Source organism: Pseudomonas putida, assembly GCF_026625125.1.
GTDB classification, from domain to species: Bacteria; Pseudomonadota; Gammaproteobacteria; order Pseudomonadales; family Pseudomonadaceae; genus Aquipseudomonas; species Aquipseudomonas putida_X.
Window position 1 is genome coordinate 4,687,675 of the sequence record NZ_CP113097.1, and the last position, 18,337, is coordinate 4,706,011.

Consider the following 18,337-nt stretch of genomic DNA (forward strand, 5'->3'; position numbering starts at 1 on the left):
TCACAGCGCCCAGTTGCCCAGGTCGGCGTCCTGGCCTTCGCCGCCCGGCACACCATCGGCGCCCAACGAATACACATCGACCCGGCCATGCTCGCCAGGCATACGGTACTGATACGGGGTGCCCCACGGGTCATCCGGCAGGCGGCGTACATAACCATCGCTGCGCCAGGCACGCGGCAGCGGCTCCTGGGCCGGTTTTTTCACCAGCGCAGCCAGGCCTTGCTCATTGCTGGGAAAGCGCAGGTTGTCCAGCCGGTACATGTCCAGCGCCTGCTCGAGCGTGCTCAGGTCGGCCATGACTTTCTGCCGCATGGCCTTGTCCTGGTTGCCCAGCACGCTGGGCGCGACCACGGCGATCAGCAGGCCGATGATGAAAATCACCACCATGATTTCCATCAGGGTGAAGCCGTGTTGGCGCTTGCGTCGATGCTGCATGGGGTTGCTCCTAGTCATCTACAGTTGCAGGCCCTGGTTGAGTTGCATGATCGGCAGCAGCACCGCCAGCACGATGAACAGCACGACGGCGCCCATCACCAGGATCATCAGGGGTTCGAAAAGCGCCATGGCCGTATCCACCTGGCGGGCAAAGCCACGCTCCTGGTCGTCGGCCACCCGCTCGAGCATGTCGGCCAAGGTGCCGCTGGCCTCGCCACTGCCGACCATGTTCACCAGCAAGGGCGGGAACTGCTGGCAGGCGTCCAGCGCCCGGTGCAGGCTGGTGCCGCCCTGCACCTGCTGGCGCACCTGCTCCATGGCCAGGCGGATGCGGCGGTTGCCGACGGTTTCAGTGGCCACCTGCAAGGCTTCGAGCAGCGCGACGCCGCTGCTGGTGAGGATCGCCAGGCTGCGCGCCAGGCGGGCACTTTCCAGCACCTGCAACAGCCCGCCTGCGCGCGGCAGGCGCAACAGCAGGTCGTCGCGGCGCAGGCACCAGTGCGGCTTGCGCAGCAACCAGCTGGCCAGCAGCGACGTGAGGGCAGCCAGCCCCAGCAGCCAGGGGCCGGCGTGCACCAGGCCCTGGCTCAGGGCGATCAGCAAGGAGGTGATCAGCGGCAGGCTCTGCCCGGCATGGGCAAACTGTTCGGTGAGCTTGGGTACGACGAAGGTCATCAGGCCGATCACCACCGCCAGCGATACGCCCATCAGCACGCAGGGGTAGATCAGTGCGGTACGCGCCTTGTGCTGCTGGCGCTGTACCTGTTCCAGGTGGTCTGCAAGCCGGGTAAGCACCTGGGCCAACCGCCCCGAGCGCTCACCGGCTTCCACCAGCGCGCAGTACAGGCCGGTGAAAGGCGCGCCCTGGCGGGCCAGGCTGCGGGCCAGGCCAAGGCCTTCGGCGAGCGAGCCACGCAGGGCCACCAGCACCCCGTGCAGGGCTGGCTGGCGCAACTGGCGTTCAAGCGTCGCCAAGGCATCGACCAGGGGGATGCCCGCGCCGGTCAAGGTCGCCAGCTGGCGTGTCAGCTCACACAGCTGGGCACGGCTCAGGCGTTGTCGGCGAGGCTGTCGGGCACCGTTTTCCAAGCGCTGCAACTGGCGGGGGAACAAACCCTGCTCGCGCAGCAACTGGCGTGCATGGCGTTCGCTATCGGCCTGCAGGCTGGCTTTGTGGGTCTTGCCGGCCAGATCAACGGCCTGGTAACGAAAGGTCGGCATGGGTCAGCCCTGCACCACGCGCAGTACTTCGGCCAGGCTGGTCTCGCCGCGGGCCAGGCAGTCACTGGCCATCGCTACCAGGCTCTGGCGGCGCTCGGCCAGGTAGTCCTGCATGGCCAGTTCACTGGCGCCGTCATACAGCAGGCCGATGAGACCGGCGTCCAGTTCGATGAATTCGTACAGGCCCAAACGGCCGATATAGCCAGTGCCCTGGCACTGCTCGCAGCCCACCGCGTGGTAACTGCTGCCCAGCGCCGCCAGCTCAGGCCACAGCGCACGTTCGGCCGGCTGCAGGGGCTGCGCCACGGCGCAATGGCACAACCGCCGCACCAGGCGCTGGGCCAGTACACCGCGCAGGCACGATGCGATCAGGAACGGCTCGACGCCCATGTCGCGCAAGCGGGTGACCGCGCCCACTGCGCTGTTGGTGTGCAACGTCGACAGGACCAGGTGGCCGGTGAGGCTCGCCTGCACGGCGATCTGCGCAGTTTCCTGGTCGCGGATTTCGCCGAGCATGATCACATCCGGGTCCTGGCGCAGGATGGCACGCAGGCCGCTGGCAAAGGTCAGCCCGGCGCGCGGGTTGATGGCCGTCTGGCCGATGCCGGCGATGGCGTATTCCACCGGGTCCTCCACGGTGAGGATATTGCGGCTGCCGTCATTGAGGCTGTTGAGGCTGGCGTACAGGGTAGTGGTCTTGCCCGACCCGGTCGGCCCGGTAGACAGCACAATGCCGTTTGGCCTTGTCAGGCAGCTGCGCAGGCCGCGCAGTACTGCCGGGGGCATGCCCAGGTTGTCCAACGCCAGCAAACTGGCCTGTTTGTCGAGCACACGCATGACCACGCGCTCACCGTGGATGCCGGGCAAGGTCGAGACGCGCACGTCCACCTCACGCCCGGCGGCGCGCAAGGTGATACGGCCGTCCTGGGGCTGGCGTTTCTCGGCGATGTCCAGGCGCGCCATGACCTTGATCCGCGACACCAGCATGGCCGACAGCGCGCGCGGCGGGCGCAACACCTCGCGCAGGTGGCCGTCGACACGCAGACGCACCACCAGGCTCTGCTCGAAGGTCTCGATATGGATGTCCGAAGCGCGCAGGCGCAGGGCCTGGCCGAACAGGCCGTTGATCAGGCGGATCACCGGCGCTTCATCATCGCTTTCGAGCAGGTCCTCGATGCGCGGCATTTCGCTCATCAGGCTGTCCAGGTCGACCTGTTCGCCGATGCCTTCGATCAGTGCTTCGGTGGCGGCATCCCCGGCCTGATACAACTGGCCGAGGCGTTCGTCGAACGCCGCAGCTTCCAGGTAGTGCAGGGCCACGGGCTGGCCGTGCACACGCAGCAGCTCCTGCAGCTGGTTACTGTCGGCATCGCGGCGCAGCCACAACTGCCAGCCAGCCTCGGTCGGGGCCATGGCCAGCCCGGCCTGACGCGCAAGGCGATAGGGCAACATCACCAGTCACCCCCGTCCAGGCGTGCGCGGCTGGCGGGGAACACCCGCAGCAGCTGGCCGTCCTGCGCAAGCCCTGGCAGCTTGAGCGGCGTGGTCTGCTGCAGGGTGCGGTACTTGTCTTCGCTCAAACCCGCCAGGCTGGGCCCGTCACGCAGGATCCGCGGGCGGATGAAAACCATCAGATTCTGCTTGGTGTTCTTGCTGGCCTCGGACCGGAACAGCCGGCCCAGCCCTGGAATATCACCGAGAAACGGTACACGTTGATCGCTGGTGCTCAGCTCATCGCTGATCAGCCCGCCAAGGATCACCAGGCCGTTGTCCTCGACCATGACCTTGGTCTTGATCTCGCGCTTGTTGGTGATCACGTCGCTGGCGGCGCTGGAGTCGGCGATCGATGAAACTTCCTGAACGATATCCAGGCGTACGCTGTTATCGATATTGATCTGCGGTTTTATGCGCAGCTTCACCCCTACTTCCTTGCGCTCGATGGTCTGGTAGGGGTTGGCGTTGTTCTGCGTCACGGAGCCGGTGACGAAGGGCACTTCCTGGCCGACCAGGATCGATGCTTCGGCGTTGTCCAGGGTCAGCAGGGTTGGCGTGGACAACAGGTTGAAGCCGCTCTTGCCCTTCAGTGCGTTGATCAGCATGGCGAAGTTGAAGCCACCGCCGAAGTGGCCGATACCGGCCGTCACGCCTGTGGTGGCCGACAGCAGGTCGCCCAGCGCTTCGTTGTCGCCACTGGCGGCGGCGCCCGCGATGTTGGCGATGTTCACCCCGTTGCTGCCGAAGTTGACGATGCCAGCGCCGAACTTTTCGTCGGCGAACAGCCACTGCACGCCAAGCTCCTGGGCGCGGCTGTCGGACACTTCGGCGATGATTGCTTCGACCACTACCTGGGCGCGGCGAATGTCCAACTGCTCGACGATGGAGCGATAGGCGGCCAGTTCGCTGTCGGGGCCGACCATGACAACGGCATTGGTGCCCTCCTCGTACTCCAGGCGTATGCCCGAGTCGCTGGCGGCGGCCATCACCGGCTGGTCCTTGGCCTCGCCCTCGCCTGTTCCCTCGCTAGGCACGACGCCTTCCTGGCTCAACCCGCGCAGCACCTTCACCACCTCGCCAGCATTGGCATGGCGCAGGTAGATCACCTGGGTGTTGCTGCTGTGCCGGTTTTCACTGGGCTGATCGAGCTGGCCCAACAAGGCTCGCACACGGTCGGTGCTGCCACGTACCAGCAAGGCATTGCTGCGCGGGTCAGCCACCACCTGGGTGCTATCTGCGCCCTGCTCGCGGGCCAACAGGCGGGTCAGCAACTGGGCGGTATCGGCGGCGCTGGCATGGCGCAGCGGCATGACCTTCAGGGGTTCGTCACTGACCTGATCCAGCTCGCGCAACAGGCTGTCGATGCGTTCGAGGTTGCTGCGCCAATCAGTGACCACCAGCAGGTTTGCCGCAGGGTAAGGAGTGATCACACCGACACGGGGGTCGATCAGCGGTTTGAGAATACCGAGCATCTGCTCGCTGGCGGCGTTACGCACATTGAATACGCGGGTGGCCACGCCATCGCTGCCTTCGCTGGGCTTGCCGGCGGCCTCCACCGGCACCGGCTCAAGGCGCGCGGCCTGGTCGGGGACGATTTTCACGCTGCCATTGGGCAGATCGACCGCGGCATAGCCTTGGGCACGCAGCTGGGCAAGAAAGATATCGTAGATGGCATCGGCATCGTGGCGGTCGACGGTACGCACCGTGACCTTGCCTTTGACCCGCGGGTCGACGATGAAGGTGGTGCCGGTGATGCGCGACACGCTGTCGATGAACTCGCCCAGCTCGGTGTCGACGAAGTTCACCTCGTAAAGCGGTGTGCCGTTGTCATCGAAGGTTTCCGGTTCCTCTGCCCAGGCCGCAGACAGGGCCAGGGCCAAGGCAGCGGCCACGCAATATTTCACCCGCATCGTTCATCCTTGCCGCTTGAAGCCGGTCACGACGGGGCGTGGCGGCCAGGGCAAGCGTTCGCGCCGCCCCTGGTTGTCGAAAATCAGGCCATCGGCGTCGATGTCCTGCAATACGATCCCTGGTGCCAGGCGCTGGCCACGGCCCAAGGTACGCACCTGCTGGCCATAGCGCAGCACCACGACGCTGGCCGACAACGGCTGTGCCTTGAGGCCGCCGAGGTACTGCAATGGCAAGCGGGTGAGCGCAATCGAGCCATCGTCGCCTGGGGCCTGCCAATGGCCGACCAGCAACCCCGGCAGCGGCGCGTCGAGGGTGACCGGGGCGCTGGCCGGTTGCGGCTGGCGCGCCAGTTGCAGCACGCATTGGGCGGCAAGCCACCCGGCCAGCGTGAGCAGGCTGCCGGTCATCAGGCGAGCGGCGAGTGTCATGACACCAGCTGCCGTGGGTGCCAGCCTGGGTGGCCTTGCACGTAGCGCACCTGCGGTACCTGCAAGGCCGCCAGTTGCCAACCCGGCCGCTGTCGCCCGAGCCAGGCCTCGACCCGCTGCCACAACGGCTCACCCGCCTGCTGCTCGAATTGCAGGCCAAAGGTGCGGCACAGGCCCTGCACCGGCTCCAGGCCAGTAATGCGTTTGCCTTGTGGGCTGTAGCTCACCCCCCAGGCCTGGCTCTGCCAGCGTGGCAGGTCCTGACTGTTGTCCAGCAGCAAAGGGTCACCGAACAGTTGCTCGGCCGCGTTTTCCAGCACCTGCTCGACCTGCCGGGCCGGCGCCTCGACCACCGGTGCCGGGTAGCCACCGGTGAGGCTGATCAGGTGCTCGCGCGTGATGGCCTCGCCAGCGGCCAATGGGTAGTCATAGCGAAGGCCCGGCAACAGCACCGGCATACTGCTGTCATCGGCCAGGGCCTGGTGCAGCAACGCGTCCCAACTGCCGCCACGCGTGTCGCGACGCCACAGCGCCTGGGGCGCAAGCGCAAGCGGCTGGTCGAGCCACGCTGCATGGCCTGCACGCTGCTGACGCAACTCGGCCTGCAACTGGCTGGCGCGCAACTGCGCTGCGGGTGAGAGTTGCTGGGCCACTGCCGGAACAAAACGCCCATCGAACTGCCATTGCCCAGCGACCTGTTGGCAACGCAGGCGGAATGCACCGCTGCCCCGGCAACCGGCAAATAACACCGGTATGCGCCGGCCACTGGCCTGGGTCGCCTGTACCGGTGTGGGCCACAGGTCCTGGCCCCGCGCGCAGAGCAGCACATCGATCTGCGCCACGCGCTCGGCCAGCCACAGGCCTGGGCCGGTGCCGACATCCGCCAGCGCCACCACCAGGTCCGCTTCGCGGCGGGCCTGCTCGAAGGTCGGCAGCAGCGATTGGTACCACTGCTTGAGCGAGGCTTTCTGGTCCTGGGCGTATGGGTCGGTGACGCCCACCACGGCGATGCGTGCACCGCCGCGCTCGAAGACGTGCAAAGGCTCCAGGCCCAAGGTTTTACGTTGATCATCGGCAATGCCTGCAGCAAGCGTCATCGCCGAAGACTGGTGGTAAAGCGCGGCACTGCGCTGTGGCCAGAGCACGCGTTCATCACTGCTCACACGGGCTTCGCTACCCAAGAGTTGGCTACCCTGCACACCGCTCTCGCCCTGGGTCAGATAGGCCAGGCCACTTCCGTTCCAGCCCTGGCCATTCTCGAGGGTCAGGCTATTGCCCGGCCCCGCCTCGGCGCGCAGTTGTTCCAACAGGGCCGCGAGCACGGCATAGCCACCCAGTTGCACGCTGGCCGCCTGGCTGGCATCGAGCAAAGGCGCGAGCTCAGGGTGAGCCGCGCTGGCGCTGGCGCCGGTCATCCACGGTGCCCGGCCCAGGTGGCTGACCGGGCCCAGGCGCGTTGCCGGCACCACGGGCCGGCCGGGCTGGCGCGCATCGAGAGTGTCGGCGACGTACAACAGGTCCAGGCTGGCATTGCCGCCGCGCTGGCCCGGGAATGCAGAACAGGCACCGAGCAACGGTGCCAGGGCACCGACACCCATCCATCTGATCATTTCGCGCCTGTACACACTGCTTGCCATCGGGCCCGCCATCCTTATCGAGTTCTTTCTGGGCCCCGGATGTTGCGGCGTTGGCATTACAGTTTGATGGCAGAAATCCGACAACCATTCCAGATTGTTCTGTCTGGCCAAGCGATAAGAACTTAAAGTTTTAAAGCGACGTTAATATTTCTGCCAAAGAATCATCATCTTTGCGCTCTAAAGTCGCGGTTTCCTCCAACTCAGCCAATACAAGGACACCCTGATGAGTCGAGAAACCGGCGACAACCTGGACCGCAACCACAGTGGCAACCTGCCGATGGCCAGCGTCATGGACGCCTACCTAAGCCGTCGCAGCGTGATGCGTGGCAGCCTGGGTGCCGCTATCGCCATGATTGCCGGTACCGGCCTGACCGGCTGCTTCGACAGTGGCGATTCCGACAACGATGACCCGGCAACCGAGCCGCCGGTTACCGAACCTGAAGTACCGAAACTGGCACTGGGCTTCCAGTCCATCGCGGGCTCACGCACCGATGCCTGTGTCGTCGCCGCAGGCTACAGCGCCTACGTGCTGGCACCATGGGGCACGCCGATCAACAGCAACGGCAACCCGTGGAAGTCGGACGGCAGCAATACCTCCAGCGACCAGGCCAACGCCATGGGCATGCACCATGACGGCATGCATTTCTTCCCTATCAATGGCAGCTCCGAAGACGGCCTGCTGGCGATCAACTTCGAATACATCGATGCCGCCGCCCTGCACCCCAACGGCCCGACCACCGACGCCAGCGGCAATCGCCCGGCCGAAGAAGTGCGCAAGGAAATCAACGCCCACGGTGCTGGCGTGGTGCGCCTGCAGAAGCTCAACGGGCGCTGGCAGGTGGTCGACAACGATCCGCTCAACCGCCGCTTCACGACCGCCTCACGCATGGAAATCACCGGCCCCATGCGCGGCACCGACCACGTCAAGACCAAGTACTCGGCTGACGGTACCCACTGCCGCGGCACCAACAACAACTGCGGCAACGGCTACACCCCGTGGGGCACTTACCTGACCTGCGAAGAGAACTGGCCTGGCATCTTCGTCAACAAAGACACTCGCCCGGAAGACCAGCGACGCATCGGCGTCGGCACCTCCAGCGGCCAGTACAAGTGGGAGACCGCTGCCGGTGACAGCACCGAACAAAGCGATGAGTTCGCCCGCTTCGACGTGACCATCAAAGGGGCCAGCGCCACCGACGACTACCGCAACGAAGCCAGCACCTATGGCTACATCGTCGAGATCGATCCGTACAACAGCAGCACCTTGGCCACCAAGCGTACCGCGCTCGGCCGCTTCCGCCACGAGGGCTGCTGCCCGGGCCTGGCGGTGGCCGGTAAACCGCTGGTCTGGTACATGGGCGACGACTCCAACAACGAGTACCTGTACAAGTTCGTCTCCAGCGCGCTGTGGGATGCCGCCGACGCAACCCCGGCCGACCGCCTGGCCACCGGCGCCAAGTACATGGACCAGGGCAACCTCTACGTGGCCCGCTTCAATGCAGACGGCACAGGCGAGTGGATTCTGCTCGACGTGGCCACCGCTACCACTGGCGGCAGCACTCTCGGGGCGCTGTACGGTGACCTGGCAGGCATCATCCTCAACACCCGCGGCGCGGGCGATGCAGTGGGTGCAACGCCGATGGACCGCCCGGAATGGACAGCGGTCCACCCGCTCAATGGCGATGTCTACCTGACGCTGACCAACAACAGCGCGCGCACTCCGGACAAAGTCGATGCGGCCAACCCGCGTGGCCCGAACCGCCACGGCCACATCATCCGCTGGCACGACAGCGACGATCACCTGAGCTTCACCTGGGACATCTTCGTGTTCGGCGCCAACGCTGCCGGTACCGCCGATATCAACCGCTCGGGCCTGACCGAGCTCAACCAGTTCGCCAGCCCTGACGGCATGAGCTTCGATAGCCGTGGCGTGTTGTGGTTCGAGACGGACAACGGCGAGAGCACCGTCACCGATTACACCAATGATCAGGTGCTGGCGGTGATCCCTACCGACCTGGTGGATGCCACTGGCAAACAGATACCGGTCAATGCCCAGAACCAGGTGGACTTGCGCCGCTTCTTCGTCGGGCCTAACGGCTGCGAGGTGACCGGCATTGCCTTCAGCCCGGACAACAAGTCGATGTTCGTCAACATCCAGCACCCGCAGAACTGGCCTTACACCGACAAGGCCACCGATGTGACCCCGGCGGGGACCACGGTACGGCCGAGAGCTTCGACCGTGGTGATCCAGCGTGATGATGGCGGGGAAATCGGGACTGCCTGATCGGCTTGTGCATCAGGGCCGCTTTGCAGCCCATCGCCGGCTTGCCGGCGATGGGCTGCACGACAGCCATTGAACATGATCACCAGACCATCGGCGCCCGACTCTTCACCCGCACCTGCTGCGCCGGCACCCGTGCATGCCACTGCACCACCCCCACGGCCTCCAGCTCAAACGCGCTGCGTATCGTCCTGCCCTGTTCTTCGAACGAAAGCTGCAACTGAAAATGCCCACTGTTGAGCAGCAACCCCTCGCTCAACCGTTCGAATGTTTCGTCGTCCACCGCCCCCAGCGCCTGGCGCAATGCCGCAGCATCTACATAGCCCGACGCCGGCCGACCACTGACGATGCGGCTGAGCAACGAACGGGGATACCGCCCTTCATAAAGCGCTTCGAGCAATGGCAGATGCTCCAGCCCTACGGCATTGGCATTCAGGCGCCAGCCGGTGGTCTGCGGCAACGCACACAACATTGGATAACGGTGCTGGCGCGAGGCATCTGGCTCGAGCAGCAGGTTCAACTCACTGGTATCGAGCATCGGCTGGTTGGCCGCCAGACGAGGCGGCTGCTGGCGCAGATACTGAGCACTTTCGGCCCCCTGCAGGCGCGCATCGCTGTCGCTGTCGAGCCAGTCTGCCAAGGCGTCGACCAGACGCTGGGCGGCCATGTTGTCACCCAGCAAACGCCGTAGCTGGCGTTCGGCACGTTCACCGTCATCCCCCAACAGCGCATTGACGTTGAAACAGGTGTGCTGGTCGTACACCCGCAGCTGGGCCTGGCCGGCGCCAAAGTCGTATTTCAGCGGTTGCCCCCGCAGCGCCTGCCAGAACAGCGGGCTGAGCCGCCAGGCGGGGTCACGCAAGGCCTGCTCGGCATAGGCCAGGCCAGCCTGTTCCATGGCCCGCACCTGTACCCGCTGGCGCAGCAACTGCACGTCATCGACCTGACGCCGCCCATCCTCCACCAGCCAGGCCATCCCCGCCGCGAGCATCGCCAGTACCACCAACACCATCAGCAGTGCGGCGCCCTGCTGTCGCTTGCCACCCATGGCGCAGCACTCCTCTTACCAGACAAGGCGCCAGTCAACAGGGGCGTTGTTGCAGGCAGATTGCAAATACCTTGCAGTCATGTTCGCGTCATCTACGCGAGGCAGGATTGGCCTTTCTTTTCATGGCCTTACAGGAGTGGTCGTTATGGGTGGCATCGGAATCTGGCAACTGGTGATCGTACTGCTGATCGTGTTTCTGCTGTTTGGCACCAAGCGCCTCAAGGGCCTGGGCAGTGATGTTGGCGAAGCGATCCAGGGCTTTCGCAAGTCCATGGGCGGTGACAGCGATGCCAGCACCGCAGCCACACCGCAGCAGGTACAACAGGAGCCACTGACCCGTTCGCCGGCCCCACAACCGCACGCGGATCGGCAGGCCTGATGTTCGAGGTAGGCTTCAGCGAGATGCTGCTGGTAGGCATCGTCGCGCTGCTGGTGCTTGGCCCGGAACGCTTGCCCGTCGCCGCGCGTACGCTGGGCCGTGGCCTGGGCCAGGCGCGCCGGGCAATGCGCGGGCTGCGCGCGCAGATGGAACGGGAAATCGACATGCCCGACCTCGACAGCGCGCCACTGCAGCGCCTCGAGCAGCAACTGCGCCAGGGCATCAGCCTGAAGGCGGAACCGGCGCCTGACGCTGCACCCGTTACCGTCATTCGGGAGACCACCTCATGAGCATCGCCCTGGACCCAGCGGCACACATGCCGCTCACCGGGCACCTGCGCGAACTGCGCAAGCGCCTGGTGCGCTGCCTGCTATTGGTCGCGGTAGTGTTCGCCGGCCTGTTCCCTTTCGCCCAACAGCTCTACACACTGATTTCCGAACCGCTGCGCCGCTTCCTCCCGGAAGGCGCCAGCATGATCGCCACCAGTGTCACCTCGCCCTTTCTCACACCGTTCAAGCTGACGGCGATGTGCGCGCTGTTCCTGGCCATGCCGCTGCTGCTGCACCAGGCCTGGGGCTTCCTTGCGCCGGGCCTTTACCGGCGCGAACGGCGCATCGCCCTGCCCTTGCTGGTGTCGAGCATCGTGCTGTTCTACGCCGGCATGGCCTTCGCGTTCTACCTGGTATTCCCCATGATGTTCGGTTTCTTTGCCAGCGTGACGCCCGATGGCGTGGCGATGATGACGGACATCAGCCAGTACCTGGATTTCATCATGGCGCTGTTCCTGGCGTTCGGCCTGGCGTTCGAAATCCCAGTGGCAACGTTCATCGTGGTGTGGGTGGGGCTGGCCGATGTGGCCACGTTGCGGCGTAGCAGGCCCTACGTGATCGTTGGGTGCTTTGTGGTGGGGATGATTCTTACACCGCCGGACGTGTTTTCGCAGACGATGCTGGCAGTGCCCATGTGGATACTGTTCGAACTGGGCCTGGTGGCCTGCGCGCTGGTCCACAGCAAGGCGGGTGTGCCGACAACGTGAGAGGGGCATCAGCTGCTTCGGTAGCGCTGCCTCGTTAACTTCGTAATGCCTCGTCTACATGCTGCTTGTTCATCCGATCCCATCGCGAGGAACACCATGAACGAGCTCCTTGAAACTTCAGACGTCATTGACGACACCACATTCAGCAGCAGCCTTGCCCTGGAGCAGCTGGGCAATCTCGCCAAAACCCTCGATGCCCAGCTGTTCACCCACCTGTTCAGGTCGGTGTTCGGCAGTGGCTTCGCGCCTGCGGTATTTGTCGAGTTGCAACGGCATTTGGCTGACGACACGCTGGCCAACCCCGCATTCAGGGTCGAGACGGGCCTGCCGACATGGACCGCCTATGACTCGGACGCGGAAGAGATCCAGGTACAGCGCGAAGTCATAGATCAGGCACTTGAAAATCCGGAGATCACCGCCACGTTGCTGTTGGCGCTGATGCAGATTTTTGCCCTGCATGTTCACAAGCAGCTTCGTCGATATGAGGGCGCAGCAGGCACCGAGCCGGCAACCGAGCCCCCACCAGAAAACCTCGGGGTCGCCTTTGCCCAGACGCTGCTCTTCTACAATGAGCCGATCGAAGCGGGTAGGACGTTCGCGATCTTTACCCACTCAGGCACTGAAACACCGTTGGTTGTGGCGTTCCCGACCCAGGAGCCACCCCACACTGACGAATTCGGTGCCGGCCGGGGCGACAAGAAAGCCAGCCATAGATCCTTCGGCCATGAATCGATTGAGGACGCACTGGAGGTCGCCGGCTTCGACAGCGCCCAGCGCAAGGCCATCTACTTCGGCAACTGGTTGCGGGACTACTCGCAACTGATTGACCCAAAACTGGTTCATCCGGTGCAAGGTGCAGGCGTCGATACCGCTGAAATCATTCAGAGCATCGCCAAAGGCCAACTGCCGAGAGTCTCGCGCAAGAAGCTGACAGCCATTGTCGACCTGTTTGCCCTGAAGGAATTCCATAGCCTGCAGCAGACACCCGAAGACCGCGCGCACTACCGGGTGACCCCACAGATGCTTGGGGTCTACCGGGCCCACGAACACATCGACAACCCGACCACGCTGGACCGCAATGCCTTCGACCCGCGCAGCATCGACAAAGACTTCACTGCCCTTGTGTTCCCTGAACACAAGCAGAATGCGGTGCTACCCAAGCGTTCGATGAAACGTTACATCCGCCGATCGATAGCCTACATGGTCAAACAGCTGGAGGCGGCCAAGAAGGAGGGCATGACTACCGAGGGCATGCGCCACTTTGGCGAGGCCTTGCACGTGCTCGAGGACTACTTTGCCCATTCGAACTTTGTCGAGCTCAGCTTGAAAAAACTGGGGCACGACAAGGTGCTGGTCTGGACCACGGGGATCGAGGCCAGAGAAAACAGCAGGCATGCCTGGCCTGTGGTCACCGGCATGTTCGGCGCTCTGGACATCGTCGGTAGCGTCGCCGACCCGCTGGCCAACTTGCTCTATGGTGATGCGTCATCCCCCACGCCCGAGCCTGGCGAACGCAGCGATTTCGACCAGGTCATGCTGATATTGCTCGAGGATGAGGATCCTCTGCTGCGCAATGCGTATGAGCTCTACCTGAAGGCCCGCGACAACGTACGTAAAAACGAGATCTACCGCTGGATCAACCAGGTGACAAAAGTCGCTCAGTTGCCCAACGAGGCGATTGGCTACGCCACCAACCTGATCAAGAAGCCCCTGCTCAAATGGGCAGGCGATCACATCGCAACCCTGCAAACGCTGCTGGACACTGACCCCAACAGCGATGCCAGCGCCCTGGCAACCCATTCACAACTGGCCAAGGACCACGACACGCATCCCTTCCACACCCTGGCGGTACAGATGGCGACAGAAGCCGTGAAGGTCGTAGGCCAAGCGATGTTCGATCACTGGCAGGAAAACAGCGCAGCGTCTGGCGACCCCCGTGTATTGGCTGAGGGCATGATTGTTCACCCCTACGACACCGACCGATTCGATCAGATCGTCAAGGACTGGGCGCTCGCCAATCCACAACGGATCGAGCAGGGGGAGTCCGTCGAAACGCTCAGGCAGTTGCAGACAGACGAATTGGCAGAAGCAATGAAGGGTATAGGGGAGGCGCTGGAGACTGTCGTCAAGCACGTCGAGGAAATAGAAAAAATAACCGATACGAGCTTCTGGAGCATCGTCAACAGCCCGGACGCGGGCCCTTCGCCCTTTGGCTGAAAACCACTGGTTTCAGAAATCCAGCAGGCGCCAGACCTCAAAGGCCGGCGTCTCGTACGGATGGCTCAGGCGCAGCGCAGCGACGACCTGAGCGATCAGGTCATCAGCCACCACCAGCTCCACCTTCCACTCCTCGACCACCTCGACCTGGCCGGTTTGCCCGAGGAACGGCTGGCTGCCGTCCAACGGGCGAAACTGGCCCTGGCCGAGGGTTTGCCAGGCGCAGTGGTCGTAGTCGCCGATACGCCCGCCACCGGCGGCGAATACGGCGGCCTTGACCACGTCGACGTGGCTGGCCGGGACGAAGAAGGCGAGCTTGTACACGCCTTAGTTCACCCAGACGCGCGCGTTACGGAACATACGCATCAGCGCGGCATCTTCCTGCCACTCATCCGGGCGCCAGGAGTTCTGCACGGCGCGGAACACACGCTCCGGGTGCGGCATCATGATGGTCACACGGCCGTCGCGGCTGGTCAGGCCGGTGATACCGCGCGGCGAGCCGTTCGGGTTCGCCGGGTAGGCCTCGGTGACCTTGCCGTGGTTGTCGACGTAGCGCAGGGCCACGCAACCGGACAGGTCGGCTTCCAGCAGTGCCTCTTCGCTGGCGAATTCGGCATGGCCTTCGCCGTGGGCGATGGCGATCGGCATGCGCGAACCCGCCATGCCCTGCAGGAAGATCGAGTTGGACTTCTGCACCTCGACCATGGCCACACGGGCTTCGAACTGCTCCGAACGGTTGCGCACGAAGTGCGGCCAGTACTCGGTGCCAGGGATCAGCTCGTGAAGGTTGGACATCATCTGGCAACCATTGCACACGCCCAGGGCGAAGCTGTCGGTACGCTCGAAGAAGGCCTGGAAGGCATCACGGGCACGGGCGTTGAACAAGGCCGACTTGGCCCAGCCTTCACCGGCCCCCAGCACGTCACCGTAGGAGAAGCCACCGCAGGCAACCAGGCCCTTGAAGGCTTCGAAGTCGACGCGGCCAGCGAGAATATCGCTCATGTGCACGTCGATGGCGGCGAAGCCGGCGCGGTCGAAGGCGGCAGCCATCTCGACCTGGCCGTTGACGCCCTGCTCACGCAGGATCGCCACTTGCGGGCGCACGCCTTTTTTGATGTAAGGCGCTGCGATGTCCTCGTTGACGTCGTAGCCCACCTTGACCGACAGGCCAGGGTTGTCTTCTTCGAGCAGGGCGTCGAACTCCTGGTCGGCGCAGTCGGCGTTGTCGCGCAGGCGCTGGACCTGGTAGCTGGTCTCAGCCCACTGGCGCTGCAGCATGCGGCGGTCGTCGTCGAACAGCACTTGGCCGTTCAGGCTGATGGACACCTCGGCGTTGTTGACCGGTTTGCCAATCACCGCCACGCAACCTTCGCCCAGGCCAGCGGCACTGAACTGCGCCAGCACGTCCGGGGTGGCATCCTGGCGAACCTGGATGACAGCGCCCAGCTCTTCGTTGAAGAGGATGGCCGGCACGTCCTTGCTGTTGTCGGTCAGCGGGTCCAGTTGCAGGTCGAGGCCGCAGTGGCCGGCGAAGGCCATTTCCAGCACGGTGGTCAGCAGGCCGCCGTCGGACCGGTCGTGGTAGGCCAGCAGGTGGCCGTCGGCGTTCAGGCCCTGGATCACGGCGAAGAACGCCTTGAGGTCTTCGGCGTCGTCGACGTCCGGCGCCTGGGCGGCGATCTTGCCGTAGGTCTGGGCCAGGATCGAAGCACCCATGCGGTTCTTGCCGCGGCCCAGGTCGATCAGGATCAGGTCAGTCTCGCCCTTGTCCATGCGCAGTTGCGGGGTCAGGGTCTTGCGGATGTCACTGACCGGGGCGAAGCCGGTGATGATCAGCGACATTGGCGAAGTGACGCTCTTCTCGACGCCCTCTTCACTCCACTTGGTCTTCATCGACATGGAGTCCTTGCCGACCGGGATGGTCAGGCCCAACTCCGGGCACAGCTCCATGCCGACAGCCTTGACGGTGTCGTACAGACGGGCGTCTTCGCCTGGGTGGCCGGCAGCGGACATCCAGTTGGCTGACAGTTTGATGTCGGACAGCTTTTCAATCTGCGCGGCGGCCAGGTTGGTCAGGGTTTCACCGATCGCCATGCGCCCGGACGCAGGCGCGTCGAGCACTGCCAGCGGCGTGCGCTCACCCATGGCCATGGCTTCACCGGTGTACACGTCGAAGCTGGTGGCCGTGACGGCGCAGTCGGCTACCGGAACCTGCCACGGGCCGACCATCTGGTCGCGGGCCACCAGGCCGGTGATGGTGCGGTCGCCGATGGTGATCAGGAAGCTCTTGCTGGCGACCGCCGGGTGGTTCAGAACACGCTGCACGGCGCTGTCCAGATCCACCTTGCTCGGGTCGAAATCATCGCCCAGCTCGGCTTCGCGCGTGACCGAACGGTGCATGCGCGGCGGCTTGCCCAGCAGCACGTCAAGCGGCATGTCCACCGGCGTATTGCCGAAGTGGCTGTCGGTCACGGTCAGGTGCGGCTCTTCGGTGGCCTCGCCAACGACGGCGAACGGGCAGCGCTCGCGCTCACAGATGGCCTGGAAGCGTTCGAAGTCGACGGCGCTGACGGCCAGCACATAACGCTCTTGCGATTCGTTGCTCCAGATTTCGTGCGGGGCCATGCCCGGCTCGTCGTTGGGCACGTTGCGCAGTTCGAAGCGGCCACCGCGGCCACCATCGTTCACCAGCTCAGGGAAGGCGTTGGAAATACCACCAGCGCCGACGTCATGGATGAAGGCGATCGGGTTGTTGTCGCCCAACTGCCAGCAACGGTCGATGACCTCCTGGCAACGACGCTCCATTTCCGGGTTTTCGCGCTGCACCGAGGCGAAGTCCAGGTCTGCGGAGCTGGCACCGGTGGCCACCGACGAAGCGGCGCCGCCGCCCAGGCCGATCAGCATGGCCGGGCCACCGAGCACGATCAGCTTGGCGCCGACGGTGATTTCGCCCTTCTGTACGTGGTCTTCACGGATGTTGCCCATACCGCCAGCCAGCATGATCGGCTTGTGGTAGCCGCGCACTTCTTCACCGTGCGGGGTGTTGATGGCCTGCTCGAAGGTACGGAAGTAGCCGGTCAGCGCCGGGCGACCGAATTCGTTGTTGAACGCTGCGCCACCCAGCGGGCCTTCGATCATGATGTCGAGGGCGTCAACGATACGCTCAGGTTTACCGTAGGCCTGCTCCCATGGCTGTTCGAAGCCCGGGATACGCAGGTTGGACACGGTGAAGCCGGTCAGGCCGGCTTTGGGCTTGGCACCACGGCCGGTAGCACCTTCGTCACGGATTTCGCCGCCCGAGCCGGTGGAGGCACCGGAGAACGGCGCGATGGCGGTCGGGTGGTTGTGCGTCTCGACCTTCATCAGGATGTGCACCGGCTCCTGCACCGCGCCGTACTGGCGGGTTTCAGGGTTCGGGAAGAAGCGGCCGGCAACGTTGCCGACGATCACCGAGGCGTTGTCCTTGTACGCAGACAGCACGCCTTCGCTGTGCATCTGGTAGGTGTTCTTGATCATGCCGAACAGGCTCTTTTCCTGAGCCTGGCCGTCAATGTCCCAACTGGCGTTGAAGATCTTGTGGCGGCAGTGTTCGGAGTTGGCCTGGGCGAACATCATCAGCTCGATGTCGTTCGGGTTGCGCTTGAGGCCCTGGAAGGCGTTGACCAGGTAGTCGATCTCGTCTTCGGCCAGGGCCAGGCCCAGCTCGATGTTGGCCTTGGCCAGCGCGTCGCGGCCACCGGCCAGGATATCCACCGACGTCATCGGCTTGGGCTGGGCGTGGCTGAACAGGTCGCTCGCCTGCTCCAGCTGGGCCAGCACGCGCTGGGTCATGCGGTCATGCAGTTCGGCGGCGACCACGGCGGCGTCGGCATCGCTCAGCTCACCGGCAACGTAGTAGGCGATGCCGCGCTCCAGGCGCTGGATCGACTGCAGGCCGCAGTTGTGGGCGATGTCGCTGGCCTTGCTGGCCCAAGGCGAGATGGTGCCCAGGCGCGGCACGACCAGGAACAGGCGGCCAGTCGGCTCCTGCACCGGCACGCTCGGGCCGTACTTGAGCAGACGGCCCAGCACCTGCTGCTGGTCGGCGGTCAGCTCGCCGTCGACATCGGCGAAGTGGGCAAATTCGGCATACAAACCAGTAACAGCGGGGACTTTCTGGCTCAGTTGCTCGAGTAATTTACCGTGGCGAAAGGCAGAAAGGGCAGGAGCGCCGCGCAGGATCAACATCGTCGGGACAGCCTCAGGAAGGG

Annotated in this window: 14 protein-coding genes; 5 read left to right on the forward strand and 9 right to left on the reverse strand. The window is 64.4% G+C overall.

Features of this window, described 5'->3' with window-relative positions; translation table 11 throughout:
* The 6 genes from gspG to OSW16_RS21630 are packed head-to-tail and all read right to left on the reverse strand — an operon-like array spanning position 1 to position 7,126.
* On the reverse strand, positions 1–435 hold the full coding sequence (gspG, locus tag OSW16_RS21605; protein ID WP_241804317.1) for a type II secretion system major pseudopilin GspG: 435 nt from the start codon (positions 433–435) through the stop codon (positions 1–3).
* An 18-nt stretch (positions 436–453) separates the two neighbouring features.
* Positions 454–1,656 carry a type II secretion system inner membrane protein GspF gene (gene gspF, locus OSW16_RS21610; protein WP_267818385.1) on the reverse strand — a complete coding sequence of 401 codons (1,203 nt, stop codon included), beginning with the start codon at positions 1,654–1,656 and terminating at the stop codon, positions 454–456.
* A 3-nt stretch (positions 1,657–1,659) separates the two neighbouring features.
* Positions 1,660–3,108, reverse strand: coding sequence for a GspE/PulE family protein (locus OSW16_RS21615; protein ID WP_267818387.1), 1,449 nt, complete (start codon positions 3,106–3,108; stop codon positions 1,660–1,662).
* The gene (gene gspD / locus OSW16_RS21620; RefSeq protein ID WP_267818389.1) at positions 3,108–5,060 is read right to left on the reverse strand and encodes a type II secretion system secretin GspD; all 1,953 of its coding nucleotides are present in this window, start codon (positions 5,058–5,060) and stop codon (positions 3,108–3,110) included. The genes OSW16_RS21615 and gspD overlap by 1 nt, the downstream gene beginning before the upstream one ends.
* 3 nt (positions 5,061–5,063) lie before the next feature.
* Complete coding sequence (locus OSW16_RS21625; protein WP_267818391.1) at positions 5,064–5,489, reverse strand: pilus assembly protein PilZ; 426 nt, start codon at positions 5,487–5,489, stop codon at positions 5,064–5,066.
* Positions 5,486–7,126, reverse strand: a complete 1,641-nt coding sequence (locus OSW16_RS21630; protein ID WP_267818393.1) for a lipoprotein UxpA — start codon at positions 7,124–7,126, stop codon at positions 5,486–5,488. The genes OSW16_RS21625 and OSW16_RS21630 overlap by 4 nt, the downstream gene beginning before the upstream one ends.
* A 223-nt stretch (positions 7,127–7,349) precedes the next feature.
* Here OSW16_RS21630 and OSW16_RS21635 point away from each other — a divergent pair, with 223 nt between their 5' ends.
* On the forward strand, positions 7,350–9,410 hold the full coding sequence (locus tag OSW16_RS21635) for a PhoX family protein (RefSeq protein ID WP_267818395.1): 2,061 nt from the start codon (positions 7,350–7,352) through the stop codon (positions 9,408–9,410).
* Positions 9,411–9,489: 79 nt separating this feature from the next.
* Here OSW16_RS21635 and gspK read toward each other — a convergent pair whose 3' ends face one another.
* Entirely contained in the window at positions 9,490–10,455 is a 966-nt protein-coding gene (gene gspK, locus OSW16_RS21640) for a type II secretion system minor pseudopilin GspK (protein ID WP_241804310.1), read from the reverse strand.
* A gap of 145 nt (positions 10,456–10,600) precedes the next feature.
* Between gspK and tatA the strand changes: the two genes are divergently transcribed.
* From tatA to OSW16_RS21660, 4 genes are all read left to right on the forward strand, one after another.
* Entirely contained in the window at positions 10,601–10,834 is a 234-nt protein-coding gene (tatA, locus tag OSW16_RS27200; protein ID WP_267818397.1) for a twin-arginine translocase TatA/TatE family subunit, read from the forward strand.
* Complete coding sequence (tatB, locus tag OSW16_RS21650; RefSeq protein ID WP_241804308.1) at positions 10,834–11,124, forward strand: Sec-independent protein translocase protein TatB; 291 nt, start codon at positions 10,834–10,836, stop codon at positions 11,122–11,124. Before tatA ends, tatB begins: the two co-directional genes overlap by 1 nt.
* Positions 11,121–11,870 (forward strand): twin-arginine translocase subunit TatC, encoded by a 750-nt coding sequence (gene tatC / locus OSW16_RS21655; RefSeq protein ID WP_267818400.1) that lies wholly within the window; start codon positions 11,121–11,123, stop codon positions 11,868–11,870. Before tatB ends, tatC begins: the two co-directional genes overlap by 4 nt.
* Positions 11,871–11,966: 96 nt before the next feature.
* Positions 11,967–14,087: an HET-C-related protein gene (locus OSW16_RS21660; RefSeq protein ID WP_267818402.1), complete on the forward strand. Its 2,121-nt coding sequence runs from the start codon at positions 11,967–11,969 to the stop codon at positions 14,085–14,087.
* Positions 14,088–14,099: 12 nt separating this feature from the next.
* On the opposite strand, the gene OSW16_RS21665 is transcribed toward OSW16_RS21660, so the two are convergent.
* Together OSW16_RS21665 and purL are read right to left on the reverse strand one after the other, a co-directional pair.
* On the reverse strand, positions 14,100–14,411 hold the full coding sequence (locus OSW16_RS21665; RefSeq protein WP_241804305.1) for an NGG1p interacting factor NIF3: 312 nt from the start codon (positions 14,409–14,411) through the stop codon (positions 14,100–14,102).
* A gap of 3 nt (positions 14,412–14,414) precedes the next feature.
* Positions 14,415–18,314 carry a phosphoribosylformylglycinamidine synthase gene (gene purL / locus OSW16_RS21670; protein ID WP_267818404.1) on the reverse strand — a complete coding sequence of 1,300 codons (3,900 nt, stop codon included), beginning with the start codon at positions 18,312–18,314 and terminating at the stop codon, positions 14,415–14,417.
* Between the last annotated feature and the right edge of the window lie 23 nt (positions 18,315–18,337).

Excerpts from the sequence above, each read along its gene's own strand:
- tatA (WP_267818397.1), top strand. The coding sequence starts at position 10,601 with ATGGGTGGCATCGGAATCTGGCAACTGGTGATCGTACTGCTGATCGTG.
- gspD (WP_267818389.1), bottom strand. The coding sequence starts at position 5,060 with ATGCGGGTGAAATATTGCGTGGCCGCTGCCTTGGCCCTGGCCCTGTCT.
- purL (WP_267818404.1), bottom strand. The coding sequence starts at position 18,314 with ATGTTGATCCTGCGCGGCGCTCCTGCCCTTTCTGCCTTTCGCCACGGT.
- OSW16_RS21660 (WP_267818402.1), top strand. The coding sequence starts at position 11,967 with ATGAACGAGCTCCTTGAAACTTCAGACGTCATTGACGACACCACATTC.
- tatB (WP_241804308.1), top strand. The coding sequence starts at position 10,834 with ATGTTCGAGGTAGGCTTCAGCGAGATGCTGCTGGTAGGCATCGTCGCG.
- OSW16_RS21615 (WP_267818387.1), bottom strand. The coding sequence starts at position 3,108 with ATGTTGCCCTATCGCCTTGCGCGTCAGGCCGGGCTGGCCATGGCCCCG.
- gspK (WP_241804310.1), bottom strand. The coding sequence starts at position 10,455 with ATGGGTGGCAAGCGACAGCAGGGCGCCGCACTGCTGATGGTGTTGGTG.
- tatC (WP_267818400.1), top strand. The coding sequence starts at position 11,121 with ATGAGCATCGCCCTGGACCCAGCGGCACACATGCCGCTCACCGGGCAC.
- gspG (WP_241804317.1), bottom strand. The coding sequence starts at position 435 with ATGCAGCATCGACGCAAGCGCCAACACGGCTTCACCCTGATGGAAATC.
- OSW16_RS21630 (WP_267818393.1), bottom strand. The coding sequence starts at position 7,126 with ATGGCAAGCAGTGTGTACAGGCGCGAAATGATCAGATGGATGGGTGTC.
- gspF (WP_267818385.1), bottom strand. The coding sequence starts at position 1,656 with ATGCCGACCTTTCGTTACCAGGCCGTTGATCTGGCCGGCAAGACCCAC.
- OSW16_RS21625 (WP_267818391.1), bottom strand. The coding sequence starts at position 5,489 with ATGACACTCGCCGCTCGCCTGATGACCGGCAGCCTGCTCACGCTGGCC.
- OSW16_RS21635 (WP_267818395.1), top strand. The coding sequence starts at position 7,350 with ATGAGTCGAGAAACCGGCGACAACCTGGACCGCAACCACAGTGGCAAC.